Consider the following 21,570-nt stretch of genomic DNA (forward strand, 5'->3'; position numbering starts at 1 on the left):
AACAAAAGGAGTTTACTCATGCACCATCCTGACGTATCCATCCGAAGAGTGTATGAACTTCCAGAGCATAAAAAAGGCAAATGGATACTTATCGATAGGCTTTGGCCTCGAGGAATCAAGAAAGAGGAACTTGATATCGACGAATGGATGAAAGACATAGCCCCCAGTTCATCGCTTAGAAAATGGTTTAATCATGATCCCGATAAATGGACGGAATTCAGGCAGCGCTACATACAGGAGTTAAAGGATAAAAAAGAATTAATAAAAGATATTTTGGAAAAAGCAGAAAAATCAAAAATTACCCTGCTGTATGCGGCTAAAGATCCTGAGCACAATCATGCATTGGTTCTCCAGGCTTTTCTGCAATCCTGGCCAAATGAACCTGATTTTTAGCTATAGCTCAGCCTATTGCTGCAATAAGACAGAATTTTATCGCACAGTAAATCATCCTCAGTATGCTATATTTTAAATTCATCAATAGGATCACTTCCCTGCCTATAGAGAAAATAGAGAAAAATGGAATATAAACTCTAAAAAAGGAGTTTTAATGAGGAACAAATTCATCTTCATTTTTTTGATCTGGACAATGAGCATAAGGAGCTTTGCCATGAATTTAACAATTGAAAGTTCTGCTTTTAACCCGAACACTACCATTCCTCAACAGTATACTTGCGACGGTGCGAATGATTCACCGCCATTAACCTGGAAAGGAGCCCCAGCGGAAACAAAATCGTATGCTTTAATTGTCGATGATCCTGATGCACCCAACGGTACCTGGGTACATTGGCTATTGTTCAATATTCCTGCAAATACCCATCAATTGACAGAAAAAACTCAGATACCGAATGGAGCAATTACGGGCAAAAACAGTTGGGGTAACTCTGAATACGGCGGCCCTTGCCCCCCATCAGGCAGACATCGCTATTTTTTTAAGCTGTACGCCTTGGATACCGTATTAAAGTTAGATGAAAATGCCAGAAAAGAAGATCTGCTGAACGCTATGGAAAACCACATTCTTGTAAAAACAGAATTAATAGGACTGTATCGTTAGCAATAAAAATGGCATCAAAATACTGTTAAAAATAAACAATTTTCATTAAAATCTTATTTTTTGATATCAACCTGACATATTGTCGGATCAAAAACAGGATTTTTTTAATGATATTCAAGCAACTTTTTGATGAGGAGTCATGCACCTATACCTATTTAATAGGTTCTGAATATAGCAAACACGCTGTTCTTATTGATCCGGTTTTAAATCATGTTGAACGCTACATTGCGTTGATAAATAAATATCAACTTCATCTTGTAGCATCTATAGATTCTCATCTACATGCCGATCATATTACCGCCAGTGGTTCTTTAACTGAAACCACTCGCTGCATCTCCATGATGGGAAGAGAAACCAAAGCGGAACACATCAGGATGAAATTCAAGGATCAGGATGAATTGAAATTTGGTGATCTTAAGCTAAAAGCCATATACACTCCAGGCCACACCGATGATTCCTATTGTTTTCTAATGAATAAAGTCTTATTTACCGGCGACACCTTGTTTATAGGCGGCACAGGGCGAACCGACTTTCAAAACGGCTCTGCCAGCCAGCAATATGACAGCCTGTTCAATGGTATATTGAAACTGCCAGAACATACGCTGGTGTACCCTGGCCATGATTATAAAGGAAATAAAGTCAGTACCATTGGAAAAGAACTCAAAACAAACCCAAGACTTCAGGTTAAATGTAAAGAAGAATATATCCATATGATGGAAAACCTAAATCTTGCGCCTCCTAAGCGTATTCACGTGGCCCTTCCAGCAAATTTAAAAAACGGCCTTGTTGGAACAGAAACTTATATTTAACTCATGCTGCGCGGTGAAATCTCGGATCATACAAAATCACGTTTAATTTTCTTATGCCAGCTTTTGCAGTATATTCTTTTTTCATTTTCGTAAGCATCCAGATCGGCTGTAATACAAAAATCAGTGGCGTTGGAAGTAAGTACGGTATGAGTTACGGTTTTTACTTGCCAGTCCCCACGACTTAAACTGCGTGTCAATTGCGTCTCACCGCGAATGGAAGAAAAATCATCGGCCTGTGAAGTATACCATTCCAGAGCTTTATTACTGATTTTCAGATCGATATCTTTAATATAAATTAAGCCATTGTCATTGATCACCTCAAGTATGGATTTATCGCAGGCCAAATCTCGATGCACAAGCCAGTTATGGTTCCCTGGCTCAATCATTTCGTGTGGAGTAGCCGGTGCTGCTTCGGGGCTACCAAATAAAGCTAATTCCTTATCTTCATATCGTCTGGGACGAACAGGTAAAATAAGCGCACTTTTTCCTGTATATAAGGTTAATCGTGCTGATTCCGGTGGTGGCCAGGCCAGTGGCCAGTATGAAGAGGAAATGGCTATTCGAATGCGGTGTTTTTCAGGAAACACCTGGGCAATATTATTTAATTTAATTTCCACAAGATATCGACGACCTGGCTCCAATGGCTCGGGTCGCTCACTGCTGTCTCGATGAGTTAAATTTAAGAGTCCATAGGTTACCCGTGTCGCTTTGCTGTCCAGGGATATATCCGAAATTCTCACAGCTATCATTGCAATGGGTTTATCTGAAGATAACTCAAGAATTGCCCTAGGAGCACCTAAAATTTCTAGCGATTCATCCAGCGGATCACTGTCAAAAACCATAGCGCCGCCATCCTCTTCTCTCTGATCATAAGCCATATCCGGGCCAGCGGCATAAGAACACCATTTACCGGCGAATAATCCTAAGGTCAGAGGGGATTGAATAAAGTATTTTTTTTCCTCAACCGTCTCTCCTTCTTTGGCAATTCTCCGTGCGCCTAAAGGCAGTCGAAGTCGCTTTATATTAGGCGATGGCCAGGAAGGTTCAGCAACCCAACGGCCAGGACGCCGCTCGTAGTGAGGCATGGGATGTACACTGCTTTGCATCCATACCCGCAACATCGGCTCATTCATGATGCCTGTCTCAATGCCTTTAAGCCATTTATCCCACCAGCGCAGAGCTTCTTGCAAAAAACCAATAGCAGGTCCGGGCACACCCAGATGAGGATATTTATGGCTCCATGGCCCTATCAACCCTTTACGCGGAACATCAAGATGCTCAAGCATACGAAAAACCGCATTGGAATAACCGTCAGCCCAGCCACTGATGGCATACACGGGTATTTTGATAGCCGAATAATTTTCGCATACAGAGCCATGCTTCCAATAGTCATCTCTTCGCTGGTGACGTAACCACTGCTCTATCCATGGATGATTATGATTAAGTCGACGAAGCCACATATCTCGCCAGCGGTCTCCAACGATCTTCGGGTCCGGAGGTAAGGAGTTATAGGAAAACATTACGGATGCCCAGGACAAGTTGTCTCCCAGTAAACAACCACCCATATGGTGAATATCATCAGCATAACGATCATCCGTGGAACATAGGCTGATAATGGCCTTTAATTGTGGCGGCTTTAAAGCAGCAATCTGCAGGCCATTAAATCCACCCCAGGAAATCCCGATAATACCTGCTTCACCGGTACACCAATTCTGTCTGCCAAGCCAATCCAGGATATCAAGGCCATCGGTAAGTTCCTGCTCAAGATACTCATCCTTAAGAACACCTTCGGAATCACCCGCACCACGCAAATCAACACGAAGACAGGCATAACCATGTCCGGCAAAATAAGGATGCATTAAGGTATCTCGAAATCGGGTGAAATCACGTTTGCGATAAGGTATATATTCTACAATGGCAGGGACCGGTTTCTTTTCGACATTTTCCGGTATCCATAAGCGCGCAGCAAGACGCGCTCCGTCACGCAGAGGAATCCAGATGTTTTCAATACATTTGACCTCATGAGGAAATGTCCTTACCGTTTTAAGATGATGTTTCATAAGGGCTTCTCCATTGAATATCAAGAGCCTGTAAGCATTCCTGATATTGCTGCAAGAGTGTATTATGATCGTCTGCTCCCATAAAAATGGTCGCCAGCTGATAACTGTAACTGTCTTGTTGATATAACTCTGAAAGCCTCATGCCTTCTTTTACATGTACATGAATTTCCGTACCAGGATAGTGGCGTTCGATCTCACGTATTTTCTGTGCATCAGGAACTTTTACGATGTTGGTATCACCAACATTTCCATAAAGTCGCGGCATAAATTTTGCAGCAAATTTAAATCGCCCCTGCCTGAAGGGAAAAGAAGGGTGTTTTCCCAGTGCAACGTCAATCATAATTTCATTGTGCGCTACTCCATCTACTTTTTGAAAGAGAGGGCTGTGGGACTTGGAAATTCTGGCATTAATTTCCAAAAGCGAAATACGTCCGCTGTCTGGGTCATAGAAAAACTCGATATTAAATGGCGAATATTGCAGGCCAGTTTGTATGATGGCTAAACGTGCAATTCTTTTCATTCGTTCCTGGATTGTCTTCGGAAGCCGGGATGGGTATTCATAACGTTCAAAGCTCGACTGATTTTCACCGCGTATAGAATCCACCACACCATAGATTTCCACTTGACGGTCAAAAACGTAACCCTCCAGAGTACATTGATGTTTTGCTGAAATAATTTCTTCTACAAGACAATGTCTGCCATGAACACCCTTAATATATTCCGGCAGACAAGCATAATTCATGATGGTATTAAGGGGGTCAGAAAATTGCCCGATTCCTGCGCAGATTTGTTTTCGACTGTAATAAAATTCATCTTCACTGTTCACACGAAACCCAAACATCGAAGAATGTGCTTTTACAGGTTTAATCCAGAAAGGCAGAGGAAAATCAAATCGAGACATGGCGTTTTCATCGTTAGGATCCGCCAGAATAAATTGAGGAATACATTGTGGCACGACTTTTTGCTGTTCCAGTCGACTCCAGTATTTATGCTCACATTTTAATACCGACTCCAAGGTGGGGCCTTTTAAAGCAAATTCACGCCTTAAAATAGGCATGAGTAAAATCGCCGGGAAGTCCCAGTACCCTACAATTGCATCAATGGAGCCGGAAAAATGCTGTAATTGCGCTTTTGCTTTATGTAACAGCGCCGGCACATCAAAATAAGGACCGTCTAAAATTTCCTTTATATCAAGCAGCCCGTGAAATTCATATTTTTCTTCTCGAGAAACATCCTTCATCAACTTCAGATTGAAGTCATCAAGCCCCATAACAAAAATATTTTTTTTGCGCTTCATTCCAATCATCCTTGATTTAAGCCAAGCCAAAAAAACAAATCTTATCAGGGATATGTTCCTGGTTCGGTTAAATTATTTATTTGAAATTATCATTGGATATTCAAGTTCCGTGCACCCATTTTTTGCTGGCTGTAACAGGATTGGCCTTTTTATGGACCCGTGGTCAAGCCACGGGGATTCGTATTTTTCAAAGTCGAGCCAAAAGTAACAAGTTTTATTTGGCCTTTTTAATATCAATTTTTCGTTTTTTGCTTTGACTGCCTGCTTTCTTGGGAATTTCAACCCATAACATGCCTTTTTTAAATGAGGCTGAAGCCTTATCCAAGTCAGCAGATTCCGGTAAAGTTATACTGCGGACATATCGACCATAACTGATTTCACGGCTGATATAATTTTTCTTTTCGTCTTTTTTCGATGTTGATTTCTCACCCTCGATGGTCAGAACATGACCGTCAACGGAAACCTGGATATCTTCTTCGCCCATACCAGGCATTTCGACTTCAAGCTTATAGCTCTTGTCATCTTCCACCACGTCAACAGGAGGTGAAAGTCTGAGATTATCAAAAGATTCCAGTTTAGGCTTACCGGTTTCAAACAAATCATAAAAATCATCCATAACTTTATTCATTTCATGTTGTAAGGTGGCAAAAGGATTCATTATGCCAGAGGTTGAACGTCCGGATTTTATCAAACTACCCATTTTTCTTCTCCTTATCCTTAATATCAGAAAAGACAATAACCACTGAAACTTCATCCATAGAAAATTATGGATGCCATTATTTCAGTTAGCAAGTAAATAAAATATAAATCCTTTTTTTATTGGCTCTCTCAAGCACTTGAAATTGAAATAAGATACAAAAAAATGAAGCCTGGCAGCATGAGTGAATAAATAGACTAAAATTGAAGACAGTATAAAATTTTTCATAGGATTGAGCTTATCAACTCATGAGTTATCGGCAAATTATGGAAATCAACCTACAATAAGGATGCACTATGCCAAACTATAAACCTGATACGGGACATTCCATTCATATTCCAACTGGCGATGCTGAATTGGCGGGAAGTTTATATATACCTAAAGAGGCCAAAGGCATGGTTCTTTTTGTTCACGGCAGTGGCAGTAGTCGACTCAGTAAACGAAATCAACACGTAGCGAAGGTGCTGAATGAGGGTAATCTGGCAACCTTGTTATTTGATTTATTAACACCACAGGAAGAAGACATTGACATCTATACCCGTGAATTTCGTTTTGATATTCCTTTCCTTGCTTCTCGTTTAGTGGATACGACACAATGGTGCCTTAAGGAATTTTCACAGCAGCCTTTAAGCATAGGATATTTTGGCTCAAGCACCGGTGGCGGCGCAGCCTTGGTAGCTGCAGCAAAAGAAACAGATACCATAAAAGCAGTGGTTTCTCGTGGTGGACGCCCTGATTTGGCAGGAGAATCTTTGCCAAAAGTAAAAGCACCGACATTATTGATTGTAGGTGGCCAGGATGAGACAGTCATTGAAATGAATAAAGCGGCTAAGTCTGAAATGACGTGTCCTGTTTCTCTGGAAATTGTTCCTGGCGCCACGCATCTTTTTGAAGAACCTGGAACCTTGGATGAAGTAGCGAGATTAGCCAGAGAATGGTTTTTAAAACATCTTTCAACCGACAAGTTTACACATGAGTAAATGCGGCGTTTACAGCTCAAATTTACTCAATTTTCAGTAAAAAGTTGAACTTACTTCTGCATAACATACTCACCTGGAGCAGCAGGCAGAGATGAGTCAAGCGAGGGGGCCGACACTCGTTTGGAAGGTGAATGGTCGACCAACCAGTTGTGTAAGCTATACCACCAGGAGCCATCATGTTTTTCGGCCACATCCAGCCACATCTGTGGATTGATGTAGCTTTGACCTTTTTTACGCTCATAAATACGGTAATATCTGCCTTTATGGCCAGGCTCACTGACAATACCGGCATTATGGCCGCCGTTGGTTAATAAAAAAGTGATATCGCCATTAATCATTAGATGTATTTTGTAAACGGACTGCCAGGGCGCCACGTGGTCTTTCTCCGTACTGACGGCAAAAGTCGGCATTTGAATGTTTTCAGCAACCACATGCTGGTCTTCGATGGTAAATCGTCCTTTAGCAAAATCATTATTGAGAAAAAGTTTTTCCAGATATTCGCTATGCATTTTATAAGGCATGCGCGTCGTATCAGCGTTCCAGGCCAATAAATCAATCATACCACGACGTCTGCCATGCATGTAATCCTGAACCATTTTAGACCATATGAGATCATAGGGACGAAGAACCTGGAAAGCACCGGCCATTTGTTTAGTGTCCAGATAACCTTGAGCCCACATCATGTTTTTAAGAAATGAAACTTCACTTTCACTGATAAATATCATCAATTCCCCGGCTTCGGTGAAATCCGCTTGAGCAGCCAAAAGAGTCAGTGAGTTCAGGCGATCGTCATTATTACTTGCCATGGCAGACGCTGTTATCATGGCCAGGGTACCCCCAAGACAATATCCCATTAAATTTATTTTTTCTTTAGGGAAAATCTCTGATATCTTGTCTATCGCAGCCATCGCTCCTAGACGATAATATTCGTCCATTCCCATATCACGATCCTCGCTGGTGGGATTGCGCCAGGAAATCATAAATACTGTATGTCCTTTTTTGACCAGCCACTTCACTAAAGAATTGTCCGGTGACAAGTCAAGAATATAATATTTCATAATCCAGGCAGGAATAATCAGTATCGGCTCCTTATAAACGGTTTTAGTCTGTGGCTCATATTGAATAAGTTCAATAAGATGATTTTTAAATACAATCCGTCCTGGAGTAATGGCTACATGTTTGCCGGGAATGAACTTGTCTGCGCCTGGAGGAGGTGCGCCCGTAAAACGTCTGAGCGTATGTTCGATGGCAAGCTCCGTACCTCGAACAAGATTATAGCCCCCAGAGCGAAGTGTTTCATAAAACAAATCCGGATTGGTCAATACAAAATTAGAAGGGGATAAAGCATCAAGAAATTGACGGGCAAAAAAGGAAACGCTGCGCTCAGCATGACTTGGCACTCCCTGAACATGCGTCGTGGCAAGATGCCACCAATTTTCAACCTGCAAAAATCCTTCTGCCCACAGGCGCCAGGGCATGTATTGCCAGCTCTCGGAATGGAAGCGGACATCATCCTTGATTTCTCCAAGCTCCTCCTCACATACAAGTTTATTTACACAATCACTGAAATGTATGACAGGAAAGCTGGCAAGCTCCAATAAATGGCCTGGTGATTGAGCTAACTGAGCAAGCCAGGAAAAAAAATCCATTTGAACTGCCGCAGGACTGATTCCAGCCGTTAATTTAGCCAGATTGGCCTGAAAAAATTTATCCGTGAAGTCGAAAAAATTCTGTATTTTCTCTATGTCCACCAAAGGTATGCACTCTTCGCACTCCTCAGAGGGGGAAATCTCTCTTTTCGGCATTCTTGCCTTAAGAAAATTTTTTTCAGGAGTATTCATGGCCTTTATCCCTGGCTGGTAAACAGTATTTTTTATGGTTCACACTTACGAAAAAACCCCAACCTCAACGGCCTTGGTCTCTTTCGAAAGTCCTGATAATAACTATAGTCTTTGCTTGAAGGTTATGGCAAATTTTTTATTCCCTTGTTTATAGGATGCTGACAGAGATTTGCGTATACATACTTGAAAATATCTATTATCTATCATCTATTATGATAAGATTGGTTAATAACTACATGAGATCTTTTTTGATGCGGTATTTAGCACTGGGTTTATTTTTCTTTTTATTGATGGCAAAGTCAATCTCAGGAAAAACCTCCAGTTCTCAAACAACCCCATCAGAACCTCCCCCCATAGGCAATTTTGCATTACCAGTGTCTCAGCAACCCGGCCCATTTGTTTCCTTTGGCCAAAACAATATTGATAAAAATCAAAGGCAATTTTTTTTTGAGCCAGATTATCAAAAAGCGGTTAATGAGCATTTTTTTAAAACTGATCTGATTTTTCTCTACCCCCTTAATGATTCATTGGTGACTGTATTGACGCTTCCAGTGGCGGTGAACTACAGAAGTGGCTCAGCACATTCTTCAGGTCTCTCTGATATAAATTTTCAGGCTGAATATGCTTTTTATAATCATTCAACATCAAAATATATGGAAGAAGCCACTGTTGTGGGGGGAGTAAATCTGCCTACAGGCTCTTATGATAAGAATCCTGAGACAGGTTATGGTTCATCCAGCTATTTTATAGGTGCCACTTATAGTCGCACCGATATTAACTGGTATTCGTTCGCATCTCCTGGCATGACATGGATAGCCCCTAAACAGAACAGACACCTGGGTTCAAGGTATTATTATCAATTTGGTATAGGTCGAAACATCAAGAGCAAAACAAAGGAGTATATCCTGTTTGGGTTACTGGAAGTAAATGGAGAATATGTCGGTAAAGATAAGATTGCCGGAAGCTATGATCCAGATTCCGGAGGAAATATCATTTTTATCACTCCTTCATTGATGTTTTCAACAGAAAGATTAATGTTTCAGACCGGTATTTCCTTACCCTTGTTTCAGCGTTTAAACGGTGAACAGAACAGGATAAATTCATATCGTTACCCATAAGTAATGCTATATTAATTTTTCCTTACTTTTGAGATAATGCTGCCTTTTTAAAGGCAGTATTATCCATGGATTGGATCGACCATGAGTATGGTTCCGTGAATATCGGCGATCAACGTTTAAATAAACGAGCAAAAGAGTTATTAAAAAGGTTTAGTGATAAACCAACATCAAGTATACCTGAAAGTTGTAAAGGTTGGTCGGAAACCAAAGCAGCCTATCGATTTTTTGAGAATAATACGGTTACCGCAAAAAAAATTATAAAACCTCATCGCATAGCCACCCTTAAGCGAATTAAAGAACATCCGATTATCTTATTGCTTCAAGACACAACAACGCTTAACTATAGCGGTCAAAAAGAACGTGAAGATATTGGCCCTATTCAACAAGATAACGTGCGGGGTCTTTTTCTTCATCCCACTCTTGCGGTAACGCCCAACCGCGAATGTTTAGGAGTAGTTGACTATGAACAGTGGTCACGGGAAAAATTTACGCATCGAAGCTCAGAAGAACGAAGAGCTGAACGTGATTCAAAAGCAATAAAAGACAAGGAAAGTTACCGGTGGGTCAGAGGTTATAAAAAAGCCACAAAACTTGCTAAGGCAATGCCCGATACTCAATTTGTTTATATTGCTGATAGAGAAGGTGATATTTATGATATCTATCATGAAGCGAATACAGCTTTCGCTAAAGGAACTGCCGATTGGGTGATTAGAGCAACATTCGATCGTTCTATTTTGGATGAGAATCAACCTAAAAAACGCAATAAATTAAAAACAAGCGTAAAAGCCTCTTCCAGTATTGGAAAAATAACATTTACTACGTCCTCATTTGGAAATAGAAAAAAACGAGAAGTAGCACAAGATATTTATGCAAAAGAAGTGACTTTGCTCCCTCCTCGGGATAAAGCAAAAGAAGGTTTTACCCCCGTTAAAATAACAACAATCATTGCCACAGAGACAAACCCACCGCCTGGAGAGAAAGCAATCGAGTGGACACTTTTAACCAGTGTACCTATATCCAACTTGGAAGCAGCGTTACAAGTAATTCAATGGTACTTATGTCGCTGGCAGATCGAAATTTTTTTCAAGGTATTGAAAAGCGGATGCGCTATTGAAAAATTGCAGTTAAGCAACAAGCAACGATTTGACCCTTGCCTCGCTCTGTATCTTATTGTTGCTTGGCGTATTTTGTTCATGACCATGGTTGGTCGTGCTTCCCCATCATTAAGCAGTGAATGTCTATTTGAGCCCATAGAATGGCAAACCGCCTATGTTATGATCTATGAAAAACCCCCTCCAAATGAACCCCCAACCCTGAAAGATACTCTGAGAATGATTGCCCAATTAGGAGGTTTTCTCGGACGAAAGCATGACGGTGAGCCCGGTCCTATTGTGATGTGGAAAGGTTTACGAACCCTTTATGAATATATTAAAGCGCGTGAAGTATTTACACGCGCTTTTGGACATACTTATGGGTAATGATATGGATAAATTATATTGGCTCAGCCTCGTTAGGTTGGACTTTTTATTAGAATACAGCCGTTTTACTTTAACCGCTTATCGCTTCAAAGAAGGTTATTTGGTGCGAACGAAGGAATACAAAAAATTTTTTTAATGTATAGCGGTACGGTCATTAATGTTCTATGCTAAATATCCAGCCAGAAAATTAATGGCTCGATTATCTATAATAATAAGGAGATACTGATATGGCTACATGGAACAGCGTTATTTTTCTAAAAACACAAAAAGACTGGACAGATACGGATAACGTATCCAAATGGCCTGGCGTTAAGGAAATCTGGTCTACTTCCGGTGAGTGGGATTGGTGCATCAAACTGGATAAGGATCATTCTTCTCCTGAACAAACAGAAAAATTTGTTGCCAAATTACGTCAAGCCGACTGGGTTGCCGACACAGAAAGCAACTGGTGGAGAGAAGTTTATTCAAAATAAGTCCGGTAAAGTCGGCTTGAATATCAAGCCGACATCAAAATACATTGCTATCGTTTCAAACCTTCCACAATGGCACGCAATAATGATCTGGAATGAGACAGAGGCAGATCCTGTTGCAGACTCCAGAATGATACTCCGCCTAATGGGATATTTACTCCTTTTTCACCAGAAAGAGGGTTATCTCCTTTAACATATTCAATCTTATCTCTAAGGGATAGTGGACTGTCGCAACTCATAAAGCGACTAATATCTGTTGTTTCCAAAGGAATGACGCCATAGGATGATAAATGACCTTCTCTTGGAGTAAAAGAATAAGCAAACAACTGTTCACCGTATTGGTGATAGGCTTTATCATAACTGACCTGACTGCTGATATTAGGGTCAAGTACTCTCACGTGGAGGCCAGGCGCTTCGGCGTTTTGATCAATACGGTTGTTCTTGATGTAGTAAGAGTGACAATAAAACGGAACACCCAATACGACTTTCCCAGCCGGCAGTCCTTGCTCAGTGTAATGGCTCACGGCTTGATGACCTGAGGTGCTGGGATAAGGATAATCGGAGATTTTTTTCTCATCTTTCTCATAAAGGGAAGCACCAAGTTCCGTTCTTGGTCCAAACGTTCCATAATGGTCATAAGCCATAACCGTGGTCCAGTTTACGGCCTTCTGCCAAAGCACTGCATCAGGATAATTTGTCCAATAGGCACTTGTTGCGGGCACAGCATTACTCACACAATATCCTTCTTTTCCTAGACGCTCGTGCAGCTCGTTCAACAGTGTAGCCACAGCCGCTATTTCATCCTTGCTTGCCAGTAGCTCATTTTCCCAGTCAATGTCTATTCCATCCAATTGATATTGTTGCAGTAATTGCTTTACCGATTGAATAAAAATCGCTCTTTTTCTGCTGTCTGTTAGAAAAAAACGAAAACCTTCCCGCTCTCCCCAACCGCCAACGGCAAGCATGATGGGTAAATCCGGTTTTATCTGACGTAAAAGCGCAATGTTTTTAATATCTTGTTCACTGAGACTTAAAACCGTATTTCCCCCTTTCTTCTTCACCAAAGGAGCAAAAGAATAATTCACCAGCGTGACTTGCCTTAGTTGCTCAGAGAGCTTGCCAAGATCACTTGCTTGTAAAGACCATGTTGAATCCGCCCCCAAATAGGCAATGATTTTTTGCTGTGGAATTTGATGAGTAGAACAAAAGGGCAGTCGGTCTGCCAAACCAATGTTTGATAGACAAAAAATTGCAAAACCCGCCATGTATTTGCTTATAATGATATTTTTAAAACTCATTGAATCACCTATAAACGGTAAATATAAACATTGAATTAGCAAAAAAGCGCTATTCACTTAGTTTTTAACTCATGTTACGCAGCTTCGTTTTTTTGCCTCTTTGGACGCATTTTGGAATTTCAAATGCTTATTTAACTGCGCTTTAAAATTCCAAAATGCGTCCAAATCTTTTAAAAAATACTGTGCCGCGTAACATGAGTTTTAAGATATAAAAGGCCGACTTTCGTCGGCAATTCATTGACACCCGCTTCGGTAAGCTGCGACTAAACTGTGGGGATTTGATACCGGTAAATCCGTATCGGCACTCCACATAATAGCACCCTTCAGTTGTTTCTGCTTGATGAATTCGCAGACCGCTTTAACTACTTCAGGAGATTGATAGCCGATAAATTGCTTTTCTGTGGGATGATACAAATAAGCGCCGCTTATCAGGGAATATCCACTCTCGTCGGGAACAGTAACTGAATAGCTTTTATAATGAAGTGCGTTAATAAGACTGTCGACGGATTTATAAGGCAACATGCCGTTTTGATTTGAATAATCATCGGAAAAATGACTGGGACCAGCCCAGGGCTGCTCAAAACCCGGATAATTAGCATCATTCCCAGCATCTACCCCTGAATAACCTCGACCATAAGCAGCTATACCAACCTGAAGCTTTTCTTTAGGAACACCATAGGATAACACCTGCTCAGTGATGCTGTCAGTGGCATAATTGATGGCAAATTCATCCTTGCGACTGGACTCAGGCTGTTTCAAATAGGCGTGAATTGAGGTGTAGGGATCACTGCTTTTGCTCCATGGTCCATGCAGATCATAAGTCATTAAATTCACACTATCAACGAAAGGAGCAATCTGCTTAAACCAGCCCCCTTCAACGGATTGATTGATTTTTTCCAGATAGTCCTTATTAACCGTTATCGTCACTGAAATATAAGCCTCTTTCCCTAAGGTGTTGCGGCTGGCCTTTACCAACGCATACAAATGCCTGTAATCGCTGACGGTTCTTTCATCAGGCGGCAATTGTCCACCGGTCTGTAAATCAATGGGCGGCTCGAAATCATAATCAATGCCTTTCAGGTTTTTAAAATGATTCATCCACTGCTTAAACTGATTCAAAAATTTATCCTGATTAGCAAAAATAGCATCAAAAGTTGATGTGCTGATGCCTTTATTTTCAACCGTATTGGCCCCCCCTACAGCAATGATACGTTTGGCTTTATATTTATTAGAATGAATAAATGCACCAAAACTGTTTAATTGTCCCACTCCTTTTTGATCCGTATAATGGAATAATTCTTTTACCCCTGTATTACCGTTTATCTGGATGGAACTACAGGCCCCTTCATTTGCTCCGCAAAAGGTTAAGAAATCCTTCGTTTCCGGCGGTAACGGAGATATCCAGGAACCTTCAAGAGGAAGTTCTCCCCATAGATCATCAAAGTGCATCAAGCCATCCCAGGAGGAAGGAATTTGATACTCAGCCTGACTTGGATCTTTGCTGTTCCAGACTTGCAGGAAACTCCAGGCAACAACATCAGCCTGGTTGAATTGAGCAACCATGTCCGGGTTATTGACGTATTTTAACTGACCGTATGGCCGGCCATTTTTATAAGCACCATCATATTCATAAGGATGTTTGCCATACATGGACCAGCTTGTGGTATAAAGTGTCAAAGCTGCCTGAGTTGCGCTTAAGGGTAACAGCGACGCCATTGCTGCCAGACCGATTTTTTTCAGTGGCTTCATCATACTCTTTTCCTCACTAAACATAGAAAAAACGTCATTTTATGTTTAGTGGAAATGCATCAGCCACTGTTGTTTTTGACAGGGGTCAGAGCGTCAGTAATTGAAGCTCAATGGCTTTGGCGAGAGATTGATACTTGTTCTTTGTACCCAGTTTTCTATTCAATTTCTGAATATGGAAATTAACGGTTCTTTCACTTAATTCCAGATGTTGTGCCATCTGCTTTACAGAATAATCGCGAGCAATCAAAGTCAGGCACTGAATTTCTCTCTGTGTTAAATTAAAGAATTTTTGCGATTCTGTCTCCTCAAGAAGATGAGATTGCAGGTAGTGATAGTAATGGTGTGCCGCGACAAAAAATTCATACTGGACAGAGGGCAACTGAAAATGACACTGTTCGTTTTTCATTTGCACCAGTAAGAGAATAGCGAAATTATTATGAGGTCCATGAATGGGGATGGAGAGACCGGAATCGGCGCCAAAGGCAATTGAATCTTCCCGCATCTGACGTTCCGCTGCATTGCTTGCCTGTGCAAGTTGCTGCCTTAAATTCCAATATATCGGCAAATGATTATCATAAACAAAGGTCAACGTACTATCAATGTTATGGTATTGTTCTTCCAAATAATGCTGATGCCAAATCTTGAAATTGCCAGAACACATATCATATTTCAATCGATTGGCAGAGTTGGGGTGATAAGCATAATAAGTAAAGGAAAAGGTTTTGACGCCTTTTAGTTCTAGATAATGGCTTAATGCCTCGTCACAATCTTTTGTACTTTTGGCGCAGGCTAACTGATGCTCAAACTGTTCCAATAAATCAAACATGTTTTCTCACTACACGAAAAGTTAAAGCCACGAGAAAGAAATTGACCATAAAGATATAGAAAAAGAAATGCTTATAGCCTAAACACTCCTGTACAAAACCGCTCAAGGCACCAAAAACCACATATCCTAGGGCCATAATGGCCGTACAGAGCGTATAAGCCGACATAGGATAATTGCTTTTATTAGCAACAGACAGTAGATACCCCATAAAAGCGCCATTGGCAAGACCCGCCGCCAGCTGGCTTATAACGACACTCAAAATGATGAGAGTTAAATCGGCTCTGGCCGTTGCTAATATAAAAAACAAGGCATGACCCAGCAACAACACTACCACCAATATTTTCAAACAGCGTGCAATGGAAAAATACCTCATTAAAAAACCGGAAATATAAATACCAACCAGCAAGGAAAAATTTCCAGCCAATCCGTAAATACTTCCTACTCCCACCAACCCCAGATTAAGACCGCTTTTATCAAGCAAAAACAACGGAACCATTTTCTGCATTTGAGCTTCGGAGGCGTTGAACAAAAAAATAAAAAGCAAAGCAGGATAGAGTTTACGATTAGATATGAGGGTATTGATAATGGAAAAATAACGGTTTTCTCGAAAAAGGCGGCTATTTTCCCGCTCTGGAATCATCGCCAGATGATAACATGTCAAAAACGCGCTCATTAAAAATAAAATAAAAAAGAACAACTGCCAGGGGTTTAGAGCATAAGAAAAAGCCAGGCGCCCTACCAATACAAGTACTCCCCCTTTTAATGCCAGGCGACCAGCTTGATAAAATACTGTGCGCAACGGCACATAGCGCTTTTGATGTTGCTCATCCAAATTGAGTAAATAAACGCCATCAGAAACAATATCATGCATGGATGAAACCAGGGCCATACAGGCCAATCCAATGATACTCAAGCTTAAAAAATAACGATGCTGCACTGTTAAAGCAAGCATAAGGAATAAGAAGGAAAGCAAAACCTGGGCTAATACCGTTAATTTTTTTTTGGTGAATATTGTCTCCAGAAAAGGAGCAACAAGGGGTTTAATGGTCCAGGGCAAAGCCAGTAAACTGATTAAAAGAACAGAATGCGCGTTATCCATCCCATACTGCTGATACATCAAGGCAGCGATGAGGGTCACCACCACAAAAGGCATGGATTGAAAAAAATAGAGACTGGCTATCCATAAATACGGTTTTCGAGGTTGGTCAATCGGCATATTCTTTCTGATTTTAAACTGAACCTCATAAGAAAATAACAGATGCAGACAAGCGGTTTTTTTAACATTCTGTTTTCTTTATTAAAATATCAGGCTAATTTTATACAAAAAAACTTAAGAAAAACTTAAATGCGAGGAAACTTTCTTGGCTTTATTTTGAACAATAATTTGTGAGAGCATGCGAACTAAACACAAAGCTCTGTTAGTATTTCTGGCTTACGTCGAAGTCTTTTGATTTTTGAGCACAGCATGGCATACAGTGAATACACTGAATACGGATGGATCCGGCCAAAATGGTATAAAAACCAACTGCCCTTAGTTCGCTGTCTTTTTCTGTGACATAGCCTTATCAAACTGTGCCTTTAATTCAGAAATTTCTTTTTCACTGGCCTGTTGAACCTGCTTGATTTGCGTTTCCAGATCAGTTTTCAATGTTTCTATTAGTTGTTTATTGACCGTGCCAAATTGTTCCAATTGCTTTTCAAGCTGTTGTATCTGACCTTCAAGTGAGCTTTTAAGCTGGTCAAGCTGAGTTTGTGTATCTTTTTTTACCTGCTGTATCTGACTTTGCAATTGTTCAAAGTTTTTTTCCATGGCATCTTGGGCAATAACGGCAGATGAACATACAATACCTGTTGCCAGTATTGCCATTTGCAGTGCTCGTCTCATGATCGCTCCTTCATACGTTCAACAAGTTTGCTGATAAGTTTCGAATCTTAAACCAAGTCAGCACGATTTCTCAATCCTGCCTCTCCCAAGTTTAGCTCTAATTTAGCAGTTTTAAAATAACCTGTCAGAATTCTTGTTTCACAAGGTAGTTATTAACCTGTTATAGTGTCTTAAAAACAAAAAAGGACTTTGTTTCATGATGAGACAACGGTATCTGTTATTGCTGATTTTATGCTTTTGTTTTTTATACCCTTGCTACAGCTCGGCAGTTCCTGAAAAAACGGCCGGTGCAGTGACTTTTGATATCCAAAAAGCCAACCGGCAATTTCATCAGATCGAATTTAAATTGGCCTCAAATGATATAAACCTGAAAATATTGAACAAATCCATTTCTCAACTTGATGCCCTCATTAGCGAGGCTGATCAATGTATCCAAAACGCTCATCACAAAATTAACGATATCGACTCACAAATTAAACAGTATTTTGGCGAGCAGGAAAAAGCATCCAAGAGTGTGGATGCAAACTACCTCGAAAACCAGAAAAAAGACCTGACAAAACAATTAGCTGAATGCCGGTTATTTAAAATCCGTGCCGAAGAAGTTTTGGAAGATTATCATAAAAAAAGACTGTCTTTAAAACAAGAAATCACTTTTACCCGAGGTAAAAATATTATACAGCGTCTGCAGCAATTTTCTTCCGACTGGCAGACAGTGACGCTTCCGGAGCTGGAAAAAAATAATATTCAAGACGCGGGAAAATTAATCATTTATTTTTTACCCTTATTGCTGCTTGCTGGAATCATCAGTTGGCGTATACGGCGGCTCATGCATAAAAAATGGCGGAAAAAAAAGTCTATTCTGGCTTGGTACACTGTATTCATTTTTACAACGCTGCTCTTTCTATTAATTTTTTTGTTGCTTCCAAATCCATTTATCGATTCTACGGATAATGCTCTGTTCCAATCCATTGTTTTAGAGTTTACCCTCTACATTCTTGCCTTGTCTTTTTTCAATTTTTTGTTTTTATTACGCCGTATACCGGCTTTGCTGCAATGGTATGGCGTAGATTTGCGCTTTCTGAGACGAATTGGAAATACCATTCTCAGTCTTTATTTTTTTCGCAAAATCGGACTCAATCTGCTCCAGCTTTATCAGGCTACCAATAATATTTTGCAGTTATATGAAAACTTAATGCTGGTGATATCTTTATCTGCCATGTTGTATTTCACTTTCAGCTTCTACCGGACTCATGCCCCATTGTTTACCCGTTTAAAACATCAAAATCTGGTATATCAGCTGATCATTTTCATTGCTTTTGCACTCTTGATGTTGGCCTTTGTCGGTTATTCTATCCTGGCCATTAACGCAGCTCATTTTATTTTTGTCTTACTCATGACAGCAGCTCTTGCGGGACTTTTCTTTCTTGGCATTAATAAATTTTACAGAATGATCAATTATAACCCTTCTTTTCGCTGGAAGTTGAAAAAGAACTTTGGCTATGCCAGCGAATTGCCTTTTTTTGAATTACTGATATTAAAAATACTAGGACAGGCGATTGTCATTATTGGCCTGTTGTATTTATTTGCTCGCATGATTGACGAAGTTCGTTATTATATCGATTATTTCCTTAATTATTTGATCAATGGCTTTCACATTGCAGGTTTTATCGTGCTTCCCCTGCAATGGGCAACAGGTCTGTTTATTTTTTGTCTGTTCATTTTGTTCTCACGGCACATAGCCACGAAAATCAGCCGGAGTCGGCAGTTTGACCATGAAGAAGAAACCCAGGTTGCATTGGCATCGATTATGTTATATGCCGGGTTCATTATTTCACTCATTATCGCTTTATTAGTTGCCGGTTTCAGTTTCACTAATTTAGCCATCATTGCCGGTGCGCTTTCAGTGGGAATCGGGCTTGGTCTGCAATCGATCGTCAACAATTTCTTTTCGGGATTAATCTTGCTCATTGAAAAACCCATTAAGGCTGGTGATCGTATCCGCATTGATAACGTCGAAGGATTCGTTAAAAAAGTACGGGTAAGATCAACACAAATTCTCACTCCTACTCAGGAGGACATTATTATCCCCAATTCTGACCTCATCACCCATCAAGTCACCAATTACATGTTCAGCGATACCTCCTGGAGAGTTAAGGTCAGCGTAGGTGTTGCCTATGGCAGTGATACAGAGCAAGTGCGGGATTTGATGATGAGTGCGGCCTTAGCACACCCTGATGTCATAAAAAGCCCGGGTAAGAAACCCATGGTATTGTTTTGCTCCTTTGGTGAAAGTGCCCTAATATTTGAAGCCTGGTGCTTAATCAAGGATGTTAATCAGAAATATATTGTAGCCAGTGATTTGCATTTCGCGATAGAAAAAGCCTTCAGAGAACATAACATCACTATTGCCTTTCCTCAACGGGATGTACATGTTAAATTTGACAAGCAGGAGCCCCCCTGGAAAGCAGCAAAAAAATAATGCTGGTTGCAAGAATTAGGCTGAATTAAATTATGCTAAGAGCTCTTTTTTTTATTTTACTTATTGAAGGTTTTGTAACCATTTCTGTTGAGATTCTTGCCATCCGGCAACTGATGCCTTTCTATGGCAGCAATATCATTATCACCAGTATGGTCATTGGTATTTTTCTGTTATTTCTGGCTATAGGTTATTGGAGAGGAGGAACCCATCATGATCATTTTTTCAAAAAAATCAGCCGCAATTTCAGCTTCAGCCTTGTATGGGTGGGATTTGGGCTCAGCTACAGTTTCGTAGCCTGGTACTATCTGCTTGCCAATGTCAAATTTTCTACTCCTTACTTAATCAATCTGACCCTTTATTTGCTTATTATCATAGCACCAACAGTATACTGGCTGGGACAAACCATCCCCCTAACAACGAACTTGTTCAGTGAAGAGTTGCGTGTCAGTCATATCAGTGGCAGAGCCTTGTTTGTAAGTACGATAGGCTCATTTTTAGGGGCCATCCTGACTTCTTTAATTCTTTTTCATTACCTCGGCGTTGCCTGGACAGTGTTTATCAACTGTCTACTCCTTTTTCTCCTTGTTCTTTATCTGATGCCATACAGCCGGTTCTCCATTTTTACCGTGCTTGGGCTGAGTTTTGCACTGATCCTGATTTTTCAACTTAACGTTAATGTGGAAAAAGTTTTTTTTAAACTTACCAATAATTATGCCAATTATAAAATTGAAACCCATTCTGACTTCAGTAAAACTTTACAGATCAACAATTCCTTAAGCTCAAAAATAACACCGAACAATAAAGCCTTATCCTACATTGAGTTTTTACGGAATATCCTTTTTAAACACATGGATCTTAAAAATAAAAAAATCTTAGTCATAGGTGCTGGAGGATTTACTTTCTCTGCCGCAGGGACACATCAGAATGACATTACTTATGTGGACATTGATCCAGCATTGAAAAAATTGGCGGAAGAACATTTTCTGGAAAAACCGATAAAGGGGAAGTTTATCGGCCAGGATGCCAGACAGTTTCTGCAACAAAGTCATCAGCGTTATGACCTCATCATTTCCGATGTCTATAGTCATCAAATCAGTATCCCACCGAGCCTTTTGACCATTGAATATTTTCAAAAAATAGCTGAGCACTTAACACCTTCCGGGCTATTTATTGCCAATATCATTGCCAATCCATTTTTTAAAGATGATTATTCCCAGCGTTTGCATCAGACACTAACCAGCGTATTTCCTTACTGCAGTATTATCCCCTTAAACTGGGGCAGCAAGGTGGCCAATATTATTTATATTTGTAATGCAAAAAACCAAAAGGCATCTATCTATTCGGACAACTATAATCAATCTACCATTGATTTTTTTAAATTACATCAACAATAACTGTACAGCCAATATTTGACCTATAATAGAGTAATTATATTGATTTATATACAATTCCTACGTCCATCGGCTCGTCTTTAGGCTCCAGAAATCTGTTAGCCTCACCGGACTCTGCGGCCAAGCCGCAGAACGTAGAGA

The 21,570-nt window shown here is 40.4% G+C and carries 18 protein-coding genes; 9 read left to right on the forward strand and 9 right to left on the reverse strand.

Going from position 1 to position 21,570, the window contains the following annotated elements; all coding sequences use genetic code 11:
* The first annotated feature begins 18 nt into the window (after positions 1 to 18).
* The 3 genes from E4T55_RS04665 to E4T55_RS04675 all read left to right on the forward strand — a co-directional run bounded on the left by E4T55_RS04665 (position 19) and on the right by E4T55_RS04675 (position 1,860).
* Positions 19 to 393, forward strand: a complete 375-nt coding sequence (locus E4T55_RS04665) for a DUF488 domain-containing protein (RefSeq protein WP_058501008.1) — start codon at positions 19 to 21, stop codon at positions 391 to 393.
* A gap of 214 nt (positions 394 to 607) precedes the next feature.
* Entirely contained in the window at positions 608 to 1,051 is a 444-nt protein-coding gene (locus tag E4T55_RS04670; RefSeq protein WP_058501009.1) for a YbhB/YbcL family Raf kinase inhibitor-like protein, read from the forward strand.
* 107 nt (positions 1,052 to 1,158) lie between these two features.
* On the forward strand, positions 1,159 to 1,860 hold the full coding sequence (locus tag E4T55_RS04675; protein ID WP_058501010.1) for an MBL fold metallo-hydrolase: 702 nt from the start codon (positions 1,159 to 1,161) through the stop codon (positions 1,858 to 1,860).
* A 26-nt stretch (positions 1,861 to 1,886) separates the two neighbouring features.
* Here E4T55_RS04675 and E4T55_RS04680 read toward each other — a convergent pair whose 3' ends face one another.
* From E4T55_RS04680 to E4T55_RS04690, 3 genes are all read right to left on the reverse strand, one after another.
* A complete protein-coding gene (locus tag E4T55_RS04680; RefSeq protein ID WP_058501011.1) occupies positions 1,887 to 3,920 on the reverse strand; it encodes a CocE/NonD family hydrolase in 2,034 nt (677 codons plus the stop codon).
* On the reverse strand, positions 3,904 to 5,217 hold the full coding sequence (locus E4T55_RS04685) for an ATP-grasp domain-containing protein (protein WP_058501012.1): 1,314 nt from the start codon (positions 5,215 to 5,217) through the stop codon (positions 3,904 to 3,906). The genes E4T55_RS04680 and E4T55_RS04685 overlap by 17 nt, the downstream gene beginning before the upstream one ends.
* A gap of 214 nt (positions 5,218 to 5,431) precedes the next feature.
* Entirely contained in the window at positions 5,432 to 5,917 is a 486-nt protein-coding gene (locus E4T55_RS04690) for an Hsp20/alpha crystallin family protein (RefSeq protein ID WP_058501013.1), read from the reverse strand.
* Positions 5,918 to 6,210: 293 nt separating this feature from the next.
* On the opposite strand from E4T55_RS04690, the gene E4T55_RS04695 reads away from it, so the two are divergent.
* Positions 6,211 to 6,894 (forward strand): dienelactone hydrolase family protein, encoded by a 684-nt coding sequence (locus E4T55_RS04695; RefSeq protein ID WP_058501014.1) that lies wholly within the window; start codon positions 6,211 to 6,213, stop codon positions 6,892 to 6,894.
* Between the two features lie 50 nt (positions 6,895 to 6,944).
* On the opposite strand, the gene E4T55_RS04700 is transcribed toward E4T55_RS04695, so the two are convergent.
* Positions 6,945 to 8,735: a PHA/PHB synthase family protein gene (locus E4T55_RS04700; RefSeq protein WP_058501015.1), complete on the reverse strand. Its 1,791-nt coding sequence runs from the start codon at positions 8,733 to 8,735 to the stop codon at positions 6,945 to 6,947.
* A gap of 251 nt (positions 8,736 to 8,986) precedes the next feature.
* Here E4T55_RS04700 and E4T55_RS04705 point away from each other — a divergent pair, with 251 nt between their 5' ends.
* From E4T55_RS04705 to E4T55_RS04715, 3 genes are all read left to right on the forward strand, one after another.
* Positions 8,987 to 9,853, forward strand: coding sequence for a transporter (locus E4T55_RS04705; RefSeq protein ID WP_223168327.1), 867 nt, complete (start codon positions 8,987 to 8,989; stop codon positions 9,851 to 9,853).
* A gap of 65 nt (positions 9,854 to 9,918) precedes the next feature.
* Positions 9,919 to 11,331, forward strand: coding sequence for an IS4 family transposase (locus E4T55_RS04710; protein WP_058500493.1), 1,413 nt, complete (start codon positions 9,919 to 9,921; stop codon positions 11,329 to 11,331).
* Positions 11,332 to 11,558: 227 nt separating this feature from the next.
* Complete coding sequence (locus E4T55_RS04715) at positions 11,559 to 11,804, forward strand: hypothetical protein (RefSeq protein WP_058500492.1); 246 nt, start codon at positions 11,559 to 11,561, stop codon at positions 11,802 to 11,804.
* A 47-nt stretch (positions 11,805 to 11,851) separates the two neighbouring features.
* Here the strand turns inward: E4T55_RS04715 and E4T55_RS04720 are convergent, their stop codons facing one another.
* The 5 genes from E4T55_RS04720 to E4T55_RS04740 form a co-directional block, all read right to left on the reverse strand.
* Positions 11,852 to 13,099 carry a glycoside hydrolase family 18 protein gene (locus E4T55_RS04720; RefSeq protein ID WP_058500491.1) on the reverse strand — a complete coding sequence of 416 codons (1,248 nt, stop codon included), beginning with the start codon at positions 13,097 to 13,099 and terminating at the stop codon, positions 11,852 to 11,854.
* Positions 13,100 to 13,333: 234 nt separating this feature from the next.
* Positions 13,334 to 14,851, reverse strand: a complete 1,518-nt coding sequence (locus tag E4T55_RS04725; protein ID WP_223168266.1) for a glycosyl hydrolase family 18 protein — start codon at positions 14,849 to 14,851, stop codon at positions 13,334 to 13,336.
* A gap of 82 nt (positions 14,852 to 14,933) precedes the next feature.
* Positions 14,934 to 15,674: a helix-turn-helix transcriptional regulator gene (locus E4T55_RS04730; protein WP_058500490.1), complete on the reverse strand. Its 741-nt coding sequence runs from the start codon at positions 15,672 to 15,674 to the stop codon at positions 14,934 to 14,936.
* Positions 15,667 to 16,890: an MFS transporter gene (locus E4T55_RS04735; protein WP_058500489.1), complete on the reverse strand. Its 1,224-nt coding sequence runs from the start codon at positions 16,888 to 16,890 to the stop codon at positions 15,667 to 15,669. The genes E4T55_RS04730 and E4T55_RS04735 overlap by 8 nt, the downstream gene beginning before the upstream one ends.
* A gap of 315 nt (positions 16,891 to 17,205) precedes the next feature.
* Positions 17,206 to 17,559: a hypothetical protein gene (locus E4T55_RS04740; RefSeq protein ID WP_058500488.1), complete on the reverse strand. Its 354-nt coding sequence runs from the start codon at positions 17,557 to 17,559 to the stop codon at positions 17,206 to 17,208.
* A 196-nt stretch (positions 17,560 to 17,755) separates the two neighbouring features.
* On the opposite strand from E4T55_RS04740, the gene E4T55_RS04745 reads away from it, so the two are divergent.
* Positions 17,756 to 20,038 (forward strand): mechanosensitive ion channel family protein, encoded by a 2,283-nt coding sequence (locus E4T55_RS04745; protein ID WP_058500487.1) that lies wholly within the window; start codon positions 17,756 to 17,758, stop codon positions 20,036 to 20,038.
* 32 nt (positions 20,039 to 20,070) lie between these two features.
* Positions 20,071 to 21,432, forward strand: coding sequence for a fused MFS/spermidine synthase (locus E4T55_RS04750; RefSeq protein ID WP_058500486.1), 1,362 nt, complete (start codon positions 20,071 to 20,073; stop codon positions 21,430 to 21,432).
* Positions 21,433 to 21,570 lie beyond the last annotated feature (138 nt).

The organism is Legionella israelensis (assembly GCF_004571175.1).
Taxonomy (GTDB): domain Bacteria; phylum Pseudomonadota; class Gammaproteobacteria; order Legionellales; family Legionellaceae; genus Legionella_D; species Legionella_D israelensis.

What these genes read in the sequence shown, in the direction of transcription:
- E4T55_RS04665 (WP_058501008.1), top strand. Translation starts at nt 19, where the DNA reads ATGCACCATCCTGACGTATCCATCCGAAGAGTGTATGAACTTCCAGAG.
- E4T55_RS04670 (WP_058501009.1), top strand. Translation starts at nt 608, where the DNA reads ATGAATTTAACAATTGAAAGTTCTGCTTTTAACCCGAACACTACCATT.
- E4T55_RS04675 (WP_058501010.1), top strand. Translation starts at nt 1,159, where the DNA reads ATGATATTCAAGCAACTTTTTGATGAGGAGTCATGCACCTATACCTAT.
- E4T55_RS04680 (WP_058501011.1), bottom strand. Translation starts at nt 3,920, where the DNA reads ATGAAACATCATCTTAAAACGGTAAGGACATTTCCTCATGAGGTCAAA.
- E4T55_RS04685 (WP_058501012.1), bottom strand. Translation starts at nt 5,217, where the DNA reads ATGAAGCGCAAAAAAAATATTTTTGTTATGGGGCTTGATGACTTCAAT.
- E4T55_RS04690 (WP_058501013.1), bottom strand. Translation starts at nt 5,917, where the DNA reads ATGGGTAGTTTGATAAAATCCGGACGTTCAACCTCTGGCATAATGAAT.
- E4T55_RS04695 (WP_058501014.1), top strand. Translation starts at nt 6,211, where the DNA reads ATGCCAAACTATAAACCTGATACGGGACATTCCATTCATATTCCAACT.
- E4T55_RS04700 (WP_058501015.1), bottom strand. Translation starts at nt 8,735, where the DNA reads ATGAATACTCCTGAAAAAAATTTTCTTAAGGCAAGAATGCCGAAAAGA.
- E4T55_RS04705 (WP_223168327.1), top strand. Translation starts at nt 8,987, where the DNA reads ATGCGGTATTTAGCACTGGGTTTATTTTTCTTTTTATTGATGGCAAAG.
- E4T55_RS04710 (WP_058500493.1), top strand. Translation starts at nt 9,919, where the DNA reads ATGGATTGGATCGACCATGAGTATGGTTCCGTGAATATCGGCGATCAA.
- E4T55_RS04715 (WP_058500492.1), top strand. Translation starts at nt 11,559, where the DNA reads ATGGCTACATGGAACAGCGTTATTTTTCTAAAAACACAAAAAGACTGG.
- E4T55_RS04720 (WP_058500491.1), bottom strand. Translation starts at nt 13,099, where the DNA reads ATGAGTTTTAAAAATATCATTATAAGCAAATACATGGCGGGTTTTGCA.
- E4T55_RS04725 (WP_223168266.1), bottom strand. Translation starts at nt 14,851, where the DNA reads ATGATGAAGCCACTGAAAAAAATCGGTCTGGCAGCAATGGCGTCGCTG.
- E4T55_RS04730 (WP_058500490.1), bottom strand. Translation starts at nt 15,674, where the DNA reads ATGTTTGATTTATTGGAACAGTTTGAGCATCAGTTAGCCTGCGCCAAA.
- E4T55_RS04735 (WP_058500489.1), bottom strand. Translation starts at nt 16,890, where the DNA reads ATGCCGATTGACCAACCTCGAAAACCGTATTTATGGATAGCCAGTCTC.
- E4T55_RS04740 (WP_058500488.1), bottom strand. Translation starts at nt 17,559, where the DNA reads ATGAGACGAGCACTGCAAATGGCAATACTGGCAACAGGTATTGTATGT.
- E4T55_RS04745 (WP_058500487.1), top strand. Translation starts at nt 17,756, where the DNA reads ATGATGAGACAACGGTATCTGTTATTGCTGATTTTATGCTTTTGTTTT.
- E4T55_RS04750 (WP_058500486.1), top strand. Translation starts at nt 20,071, where the DNA reads ATGCTAAGAGCTCTTTTTTTTATTTTACTTATTGAAGGTTTTGTAACC.